The sequence below is a fragment of the Stenotrophomonas genospecies 3 genome, assembly GCF_054473855.1.
In genome coordinates, this window is sequence record NZ_JBTMUR010000042.1 from 1 (window position 1) to 507 (window position 507).

Annotated in this window: 1 protein-coding gene; it reads right to left on the bottom strand. The window is 61.9% G+C overall.

Features of this window, described 5'->3' with window-relative positions; genetic code table 11:
• A partial coding sequence (locus tag ACX9OT_RS21840) for an IS110 family transposase (protein ID WP_032129577.1) occupies window positions 1-308 on the bottom strand: 308 nt, incomplete at its 3' end.
• Window positions 309-507: the final 199 nt, after the last annotated feature.

Here is a 507-nt window from a genome sequence, read left to right on the forward strand (position 1 = left end):
CGGGCGATCGCTTCGGCGTCCATGGCGTCCGTCTTGCCACGCGAGCCCGTCGCCCGGCCGTAGTGCTTGATCAGACGTGGATTGATCACATAGACAACGTGGCCTGCCTGGCCAGCCATCCGAGCCAACAACTCGTAGTACCGCCCCGTCGCCTCCATGCCAATCCGGCATCGCTGGGGCAAGGTGTTGAGCCACTGGGCTATGCCGGCCCGGGTGTTGGCGATCCTGTCGCCGGCCTTGCGGTCGGCCACTGCCGGTACGAACTCCTTGGAGTCCACGTCCACGCCAATATCGAGAGAATCAGACATTTGTACGGCTCCCAGCTATCTTTAAGGGGCTGGGGTGGTACCGCACCGACGTTAGCTTGCCTACATCGACGATCCCCTTTGGGGGCCGTACGATCCTTTATCGACGTTCGTGTGCGGGATGGGGATCGCTCGACTCGTCTGTCGGCTAGTATCCGCAGATGCATGCTTGACGGTCCCTCCACCCTGGCTCCTACATACC